Source organism: uncultured Lutibacter sp. (assembly GCF_937891065.1).
Taxonomy (GTDB): domain Bacteria; phylum Bacteroidota; class Bacteroidia; order Flavobacteriales; family Flavobacteriaceae; genus Lutibacter.
In genome coordinates this window covers 1-9,109 of sequence record NZ_CALAEQ010000035.1, presented here as the reverse complement: position 1 = coordinate 9,109, position 9,109 = coordinate 1, and the positions used below count along the sequence as shown (strand labels likewise).

General features: G+C 29.1%; 7 protein-coding genes. 3 read left to right on the top strand and 4 right to left on the bottom strand.

Going from position 1 to position 9,109, the window contains the following annotated elements; genetic code table 11:
* Both Q0352_RS02300 and Q0352_RS02295 read left to right on the top strand, forming a co-directional pair.
* Positions 1-1,263, top strand: a 1,263-nt coding sequence (locus Q0352_RS02300) for a bifunctional GNAT family N-acetyltransferase/carbon-nitrogen hydrolase family protein (RefSeq protein WP_299522976.1), incomplete at its 5' end; no start/stop codon positions are given.
* A gap of 20 nt (positions 1,264-1,283) precedes the next feature.
* A complete protein-coding gene (locus Q0352_RS02295) occupies positions 1,284-1,868 on the top strand; it encodes a DUF502 domain-containing protein (RefSeq protein ID WP_299522973.1) in 585 nt (194 codons plus the stop codon).
* Positions 1,869-1,942: 74 nt separating this feature from the next.
* Here Q0352_RS02295 and Q0352_RS02290 read toward each other — a convergent pair whose 3' ends face one another.
* Positions 1,943-2,830 (bottom strand): hypothetical protein, encoded by an 888-nt coding sequence (locus Q0352_RS02290; protein WP_299522970.1) that lies wholly within the window; start codon positions 2,828-2,830, stop codon positions 1,943-1,945.
* A 183-nt stretch (positions 2,831-3,013) separates the two neighbouring features.
* Here Q0352_RS02290 and Q0352_RS02285 point away from each other — a divergent pair, with 183 nt between their 5' ends.
* Positions 3,014-5,005, top strand: a complete 1,992-nt coding sequence (locus Q0352_RS02285; RefSeq protein WP_299522967.1) for a ComEC/Rec2 family competence protein — start codon at positions 3,014-3,016, stop codon at positions 5,003-5,005.
* A gap of 8 nt (positions 5,006-5,013) precedes the next feature.
* On the opposite strand, the gene Q0352_RS02280 is transcribed toward Q0352_RS02285, so the two are convergent.
* The 3 genes from Q0352_RS02280 to Q0352_RS02270 form a co-directional block, all read right to left on the bottom strand.
* Positions 5,014-5,550, bottom strand: a complete 537-nt coding sequence (locus Q0352_RS02280) for a thioredoxin fold domain-containing protein (RefSeq protein ID WP_299522964.1) — start codon at positions 5,548-5,550, stop codon at positions 5,014-5,016.
* A gap of 114 nt (positions 5,551-5,664) precedes the next feature.
* Positions 5,665-7,452 (bottom strand): peptide MFS transporter, encoded by a 1,788-nt coding sequence (locus tag Q0352_RS02275; RefSeq protein WP_299522961.1) that lies wholly within the window; start codon positions 7,450-7,452, stop codon positions 5,665-5,667.
* A gap of 91 nt (positions 7,453-7,543) precedes the next feature.
* Positions 7,544-9,019, bottom strand: coding sequence for an MFS transporter (locus tag Q0352_RS02270; RefSeq protein WP_299522958.1), 1,476 nt, complete (start codon positions 9,017-9,019; stop codon positions 7,544-7,546).
* Positions 9,020-9,109 lie beyond the last annotated feature (90 nt).

Below are 9,109 nucleotides of genomic sequence, written 5' to 3'. Positions count from 1 at the left end.
AATTATAAGTTTACAACGCATACAAATGATGGCGATGTGCTTTATGGAATAGATGTGTTTATTAAACCACAATATAGAGGTTTACGTCTTGGGAGAAGATTGTACGATTATAGAAAAGAATTGTGCGAGCGTTTAAATTTAAGAGGTGTTGCTTTTGGTGGAAGAATACCAAATTTTCATAAATATTCAGACACTTTAACACCAAAAGAATATATTTCAAAAGTTAGAAGAAAAGAAATTCACGACCCTGTATTAAATTTTCAAGTTTCAAACGACTTCCATCCAACAAGGGTTTTAAAAAATTATTTAGAAGGTGATCAAGCTTCAAATGATTATGCTGTTTTATTAGAGTGGGATAATATTTACTATGAAAAGAAATCTAAAAAAGCATCAGTTATAAAAAAAGTGGTTCGTTTAGGGTTAATTCAGTGGCAAATGCGTCCATATAAAGATTTGGAAGAATTAATGACTCAAGTTGAATTTTTTGTAGATGCAGTGTCAGGATATCGTTCAGATTTTGCATTATTTCCAGAGTTTTTTAATGCACCTTTAATGGCTAAAAACAACCATTTAACAGAAGCTGAAGCCATACGCGAATTAGCAAAAGAAACTGAAGAAATAGTAAAACAATTTTCGCAATTATCTATTTCATACAATATCAATATTATTTCCGGAAGTATGCCAGAGATGCAGGATGGTAAATTGTACAATGTTGGGTATTTGTGTAGAAGAGATGGAACTGTTGAACGCTATGAAAAATTACATGTTACTCCTGATGAAGTTAGAGTTTGGGGGTTGCAAAAAGGGCATGAATTGAAAAGTTTTGATACAGACTGTGGAAAAATAGGAGTTTTAATTTGTTATGATTCTGAGTTTCCAGAATTAAGTAGAATTTTAGCAGATGAAGGAATGGATATATTATTTGTACCATTTTTAACCGATACACAAAACGGTTATTCAAGAGTTAGAAATTGTTCTCAAGCACGTGCTATTGAAAACGAATGTTATGTAGCCATTGCAGGAAGTGTTGGAAACTTGCCAAAAGTACAAAATATGGATATTCAATATGCACAATCGATGGTTTTTACACCTTGTGATTTTGCTTTTCCAGCAAATGGTATCAAGGCTGAAGCAACTACAAATTCTGAAATGATTTTAATTGCGGACGTAGATATTGATTTATTGCGTCAACTGCATCAATTTGGAAGTGTAAGAAATTTAAAAGACAGACGTAAAGATTTGTACGAAGTTAGAAAACTATAAATAATTTTCAAAAAAAATGTATGGTAAAAAAATTAATTAATTATCTGATACAGGGGTTATTGTATATAGCTCCATTAGGGATTACTGGTTATGTGATTTACTCAATATTTACTTCTGTAGATGGTTTATTACAAGATCTTTTAACCAAGTTTTTTGGTATCAGAATTCCTGGATTAGGAGTTTTAACTGTTATATTAATTTTAATTATTACAGGTTTTATAGGAAGAACTTTTATTGCAGAACCTTTAAAAATTTTATTTAAAAAAATAATTGAGCGAATTCCTTTATTGAATTTTATTTATTCTGCCTTAAACGATTTATTTTCAGCCTTTGCAGGGAAAGAAAAAAAGTTTAATAAACCTGTTTTGGTAAAAGTAAACTTGAATAGTGATCTTGAGAAACTTGGTTTTGTTACTGAAGAAAACTTGAATTTTTTAAATGATACGGATAAAGTAGCGGTTTATTTTCCACATTCTTATAACTTTTCAGGAGAATTGTTTATTGTATCTAAAGAAAATATAAAACCGATAAAAGCTAACTCTAGTGAAGTGATGAAATTTATTGTCTCTGCAGGATTAACGGGGTTAGGAAAAAACGAAAAGTAGATTCTATATTTTAAAATAAAAAAAAGCTAAAACATTTAAAATGTTTTAGCTTTTTTTTATGAAGTATATTTTTTTTATTTACAAAGTCCTTCTAAAGTATCTTCAATATCTCCAGGAGTACTCATAATTTTCATAAAAGTTCCCATTGTTAATTCTGGCCAATGTAAAGCAATTCTATATTTTCCGTGAAGCATTGTTGCTTTTTTTCCTTGTAATATAATTTCATAAGGTAAAGCTGCAACGTGAGCCTCTCCAATTTTTGGTAAAAAAACAGCTTCTCCATCTTCTTTACTTTGTAAGCCAACACCAAATACAGCTACTTTTTCATTTTTGTAAACTATTTTATAAACTTCAACAGTTTGTCCTTTTTTTGCTTTTAAATTGTTTTCTATTGTTTTTAATCCTTCTTCAAATGAAGAAAATTCATTTAGTTCAACAGGATCACTAAAGTAAGGCATCATTATTTTATAATGATATCCTTTTAATTTATCAGCTTTAATAGTTCCTCCAAAAGGAGTAAATTCATTTCCTAATACTGAAAAAGTTGTTTTTAAATCTTTGCTAAACTTTTCAAAAGTACTTTTAAAAGTATTGTAATTATCACCTAAATAAGCTCTTAAAATATAATCAGGATTCGTATAAGAAATTAGTACTTTTCCACCTTTTTGTTCTAAACCTACCTTAAATGCAGCTGCCAACGCACCTCTATCTGTTACTTTAACAACAGTATTTTTTAAATCGGTTCTTGTAAAAGCAATAACTTTTAAGGTGCTTTTGTTTGAAGGATTATAGTCTCCTAAAATTGTAAATGAATTAGCTTTTAAAGCTTCCACAACTTTATCTGATACTTGTTGAATACTCTCAGTGCTTTCTCCAATTTTAATATATGGAGCTAGGTCTTGACTAATTGAGTTAAATGCAATCGTAAGAATTGCTATACTACTAAAAATTAATTTTTTCATAATTTCAAATTAAATATTTCGTCAAAATTAGATTACCTAAGAAATTACTATAGTGACATATATCATTTAGTAACAAATGTTACCAAGTAATATTTATAGATGAAACTAAAATATTTTTAGTAATTTTATAAAGCTATGATAAAGTTTTTAAAGTTTGTACCTGTACAACTTACATTTTTTTTAATGCTCGGAATTTTAGTAGGGAAGTTTTATAATTTTCAACCTACTCAATTAGCTGTCGTTGTTGGCTTTTTATTGCTATTGTTAGGGTTTCAATATTTTCGAGCTAAGAAGCTATTTGAACCTTCAGTAGTATTCACAATCTTAGTTTTTTTGATTTCTTTTTTTGTTGGGATAAGTTCTATTACATATAAGAATCAACTAAATAAAAAATTGCATTATACAAATTCTTCTGAATTTGTAGCTAATAAACCTTTAACTGCACTTTTAGAAATACAAAAGGTATTAAAACCAACTATCTATTTTAATAAATACGAAGCAACAGTACTTCAGTTAAATAACAATTATACTATAGGTAAAATTTTAGTTGCAGTGGTGAGAGATAGTATTGAAAATCAATTAGAAGTGGGCAATAATTTAGTTGTAAAAACTGAGTTTATGAGCATAAATAAACCACAGAACCCGTATGGTTTTAATTACAAGAAACACCTTCAAAATCAGCAAATTCATCATCAAATACATCTTGAAAAATCAATGGTTTTAAAGCTTCAAGATAAAAGAAATACTTTAAAAGGTGTTGCTTCAAAATTTAGAGAAAGCATAAATACATCATTAATAAACAACGGATTTAAAGATGATGAATTAGCAGTAATAAATGCTTTATTATTAGGGCAAAGAAATACTATTTCAAGTGAATTGTTAGAAAGCTATTCAGGTGCAGGTGCTGTCCATATTTTAGCCGTTTCAGGATTGCACATTGGTATCATTTTATTGTTGCTACTATTTGTATTTAAACCATTTTATTATTTTAAAAACGGGAAATTAATAGCAACATTTTTTATAATACTTTTACTATGGGTATATGCTATTATTGCTGGTTTGTCGGCTTCGGTAGTAAGAGCGGTTTCTATGTTTACAGCTTTAACAATTGGTATGCAATTGGTTCAGCGTTCGAGTGTTTATAATACATTAGTTATTTCAATGTTTTTTTTGTTGCTGTTTAACCCATTTTATTTGTTTGAAGTAGGCTTTCAGTTAAGTTATTTAGCTGTTTTTTCAATAGTTTGGATTCAACCAAAATTGTATGATTTATGGAAACCGAACTATTGGTTACCAGATAAAATATGGCAATTATTTACAGTTTCAATTGCAGCTCAACTTGGAGTTTTACCATTAAGTTTATTTTATTTTCATCAGTTTCCAGGGTTGTTTTTTCTATCTAATTTGGTGATAATTCCGTTTTTAGGAATGATTTTAACAGCAGGAATTATAATAATTATTTTAGCCATTCTTGATATTTTACCACAGTTTTTAGGAGATTTTTACAGCGGTATTATTCAATTAATGAATCGTTTTGTGGAATGGATTTCCAATCAGGAATATTTTATTATTCAAAACATTTCATTTTCATTGATGACAATGATTGCTATTTACACATTTATATTTATAACTATTAAATGGATTGAAAAGAAAGTGTTTTACCGTTTTGTTTTTGTGTTGCTGTCAATAATATGTATCCAATCAATTTTCGTGTTTGAAAAACACAAGTTGCAAGCAACCAATGAATTAATTGTCTTTAATCAGTCTAAAAAAAGTATTATTGGAAATAGAGTAGGAGCTAATTTAGTAATAAGTTCAGCGGATTCTTTAACTCAAAGCAACTATGCAATAAAACCATATTTAATAGGCACTGGAATAGGAGGGGATCTTCAAACTATAAAATCTAAAAATGTATATAAATTTAAAAATGAAATTATTCTAATAGTTGATAGTCTTGGTATTTATGAATATAAAACAATTAAACCTACTATTATAGTTTTACAACAATCTCCAAAAATTAATTTAGAAAGATTGCTGAAAGTGATACAGCCAAAACTACTAATAGCAGATGGTTCTAATTATAAAAGTTATGTTGGTTTATGGGAACGGACTTGCTTAAAAAACAAAACTCCTTTTTACAGTACAATGCAAAAAGGAGCTTATATATTAAAATAAGTTGTTAACTAATCTTTAAATTCAGGGATAAAATTAGCAGCGTAACTTTCCCAAGATTCTTTAGTGATATTTTTTACATCAGCAGAATTAAAAAACTTTAAGAATAGTTCTAACTGACTAGGTGTTTTATAACCAGTAATTGGGGCAATTAAATTTGCTTGTTCATCTAAAAAAAGTAATGTAGGATATGCTCTTATTCCTAAAACACCTGATAGCTCATGAGAACTATTTCTACCTGAAGTATCGGGATTAAATTTAGGATTTGTATATGTTGTTCCTTTAAATTTTACTTTTGAATTACCTTCAGCATTAAATTTTACAGCATAGTAATTTTTGTTAATATATTCTGCCACATCTTTATTGTTAAATGTGTTTTTATCTAACATTTTACAAGGCCCACACCAAATGGTATAAGCATCCATAAATATTTTTTTAGGTGCTTTTTTTTGTGCTTTTACAGCTTCATCAAGTGTCATCCAATTTATTTCTTGTGCTGAAAGAGAAATGCTACTTAGTATTAGGGTTAAAATCAATACTTTTTTCATAAGTTTAAATCTATTTTTAATAATTATAATCAATGCGTTGGTCGCAAATATAATACCAAAATTACAAAGTCCCTATAAATAGAGACTTTGTAATTTTAATTATTCATATATTTTCTATTTATCTATACCGTGCATCATTCTTTTTAATGGTTTATTCAGGCTTAAAATAACTAGTCCTGCCATAAATGGAATTATTGTGAATATTAAAAAGAATCCTGATAAACCTACACTTTCAGCTATTCCGTCAGAATATTCAGCCATTATTGATGCTAGTTTCCCTGCCATTCCTGTAAATACATACCAAATTCCAAAAAGGAAAGCAAGCATTCTAGCCGGAGCTAATTTACTTACATATGATAAACCTACTGGAGATACTGATAATTCTCCCATTGTATGTAATAGAAATGCTAGTAATAGCCATACCATACTAACAGAAGCAGTTTGTGCTCCAGGTTCAATACCCATTGAACCTATAGCTAACATACCAAATCCAGCTGATAATAATGTTAAACCGATAAAGAATTTTTGTGGTCCTGAGAATGTGTATTTTTTCCAGAACATTGAATATAATGGGGCTAAGGAAATTATAAATACAGGATTTAATATTTGAAACCAAGAAGTATCTACAAGAGTTGCATCAGCCGTAATTTTTTCATAAACTCTAAAAATTACCAATATCCATATAATTATGAAACTAATACTAGTAAATAAAATAGTTAAAGGATATTTTTTAATAATTGCTTTTCCTAATTTATAAATCACCCAAGTTAATACTAACATTGGAGCTATTGAAAGAATAAAATCAATTATTTTATAAAATAATCCCCAATTACCTTCCAAAACTCTGTTGGTATAATCTTTTGCAAAAATATTCATAGTTGTACCAGCTTGTTCAAAACTAGCCCAAAAGAAAATCACAAAAAATGCAATTATAAATACAACTTTTAATCGATCTCTTTCAATAGGTTGAAACCTTTTTAGTCTTGTTACACCTAAAGTAATAAATATGATTAAAGACAATAAGAAAAATAGGCTAGACATGTCAACTGGGATAACTTTCCCAAATGCTTCAAATGAAAATAAATTTTCGATTAAAAAATGACTTCCTCTGCTTACTACTGAATATAAACCATCAACAATCCAAGAGATAGCAAAAAAACCTCCAATACTGGCAAGAGATAAATCTTTACTTGTAAAAGGTACATCTTTGCCTTCATCTTCAATTGGCACTACAGCTCCTTTTAATTTAGGTTGAGAAGCAGCCTTTCCAAATACACTTCTGGCAAAATAAAATTGAAGTAATCCAAAGAACATAAAGATACCAGCCAATCCAAATCCCCAAGTCCAGCTAAAAGTTTCACCTATCCAACCTACTAAAAGAGTTCCAATAAAGGCCCCAGAGTTAACACCCATATAAAAAATAGTGTAAGCCCCATCTTTTTTATTACTTTGTGGAGGATACATTTTTCCAACAATAGCAGACATATTTGGTTTAAATAAACCTGTTCCTACAACAATAAGTAATAAACCTAAGTAAAAAACAAACTTTAAATCTATACCTACGTGTAAATCAGAAACAGCCATTGCCGCATGCCCCAGGGTTATAATAATTGCTCCAACAATTACAGTTTTTACATGCCCCCATTTATTATCTGCTAACCAACCTCCTAATAAGGGAAGTAAATAGACGAGCATAACATACCAACCAAACAAGGCATATGCTTCAGCTCTTGTCCATTCCCAACCATCATCATCTATTTTAGCAACAAGGAACAATATAAGTAGTGCACGCATTCCATAATAACTGAAGCGCTCCCACATTTCTGTGAAAAACAGTACAAATAATCCTACAGGATGTCCTAATATTTGTTGCTGTTCTTCTTCTTGAATATAATCTGACATAAATTATAATTATTTAAATTGAATGAAGAATAAGATTTTGAGCACATTATCGGTTCAAAATCTTATTCTTTATTTTTATTGTTTCAAATTTTTAATTTCCGTTTGCTTCCTTAGGACGAATTACCATTCTATCATAAATAGCCAATGCTAAAATTGTAACAATTCCTATGGCTACAATTACATACCAAATTTTGTTAGGATTGTATGTGTCCCATACCATTTGAGTCATTTCAACTTGGGTCATTCCTAATTTTTCTGATGCAGAAGCAAAATAATCATTTTTTGTAAATTCCTTTGTTATTTCTGGCATTTCAATTCCTCTTGTTGACATTTCAGTCTGTAACAAAGTAATTTTATCTGACCATGCTTGGTATAAATTACCTGAAATAAAGGTTGTTAAAAAGTTTCCTAAAAATATTGGTAAGAAATAAGTACCCATATATAATGCTTCTTTTCCTTTAGGAGATATTAAAGCAATAAATGAAGAAAATGTTGGATTTGTCATCATTTCACCAATAGCAAAAATCATAATACCTAAAATTGTATAAAACCCGTTTCCAGTGTAAAATGTAATACCAATACCTATTGAAGCAATAACAAAACCTGTTATCATAGCACTTACATGTCGCATTTTTAATACAAAATACGAAACAAGTAATTGAAATAAAATAATTGAACCAGCATCCAAGTTTATCAACATTTCTGGGTTAACAGAATCACCACCACCACTCATAGCACTTGCTATCCATGGAGAAACACTAGCAATAGAGTCATGCAATGCTTTTGTATTTACCCAATCTTCAATAAAAGTTGGAAGTGTATAAAATAACTGGTTAAACATAGTCCAAAAACCAACCATTATTACTAACAATACAGAAAGACGACTGTCTTTAACAGCTTCAATTATATTTTTAAAAGCACTTAAAATGGCTTCAACCATAGTTTCAGTGCTTTTAACTCGGTCTTTTTCTTTATAAAAAAGTAATAAAATAACTAAGTTAATTCCAATTACTATGGCTGCTTGAAGAAAAATTATTTTCCAACCATATTGAGTTCTTAGAGTTGAAGACATAAAAGGCCCTACAAACCCACCTATATTTACCATCATATAAAAAATACCAAAACCTAAAGTTGAATTAGATTTGTCAGTATTCTTTGTGATAATTGCGGATGCAACAGGCTTAAACATTGCTGCACCAACAGCAACCCATAAAAATACTAAAAATACAGATGTGTAGCTTGATACTTCACCCATAAAATAATAACCAGTTATTAACAATATGTAAGCTATTATTAAAGATCGTTTATAACCAATTTTATCTGCAATTACACCTGTAATCATTGGAAGCAAATATAATATTGCAGTTACAATACCCATTATTTGTCCTTTTTCAGTATGGGTAAATCCTAATCCGCCTTCATCGGTTGAACCTGTAAGATATAATGCTAATACGGCAAAAAGACCATACCAAGCCCAACGTTCAAATAATTCCATTCCACTTGCAATCCAAAAAGTCTTGTTATAAGACTTCATTACTCCAAAAAAAGATTTGTTTTCTGTACTCATTTTATTCATTTATTTAAATAAAAAGCCCAAGTAATTAATTACCTGAGCTTATTTATATAATTATTAATTATTTATAGACATTTAAATTAT

Bases quoted from the DNA above. Each gene is read 5' to 3' on its own strand.
- Q0352_RS02295 (WP_299522973.1), top strand. From the start codon at position 1,284: ATGGTAAAAAAATTAATTAATTATCTGATACAGGGGTTATTGTATATA.
- Q0352_RS02290 (WP_299522970.1), bottom strand. From the start codon at position 2,830: ATGAAAAAATTAATTTTTAGTAGTATAGCAATTCTTACGATTGCATTT.
- Q0352_RS02285 (WP_299522967.1), top strand. From the start codon at position 3,014: ATGCTCGGAATTTTAGTAGGGAAGTTTTATAATTTTCAACCTACTCAA.
- Q0352_RS02280 (WP_299522964.1), bottom strand. From the start codon at position 5,550: ATGAAAAAAGTATTGATTTTAACCCTAATACTAAGTAGCATTTCTCTT.
- Q0352_RS02275 (WP_299522961.1), bottom strand. From the start codon at position 7,452: ATGTCAGATTATATTCAAGAAGAAGAACAGCAACAAATATTAGGACAT.
- Q0352_RS02270 (WP_299522958.1), bottom strand. From the start codon at position 9,019: ATGAGTACAGAAAACAAATCTTTTTTTGGAGTAATGAAGTCTTATAAC.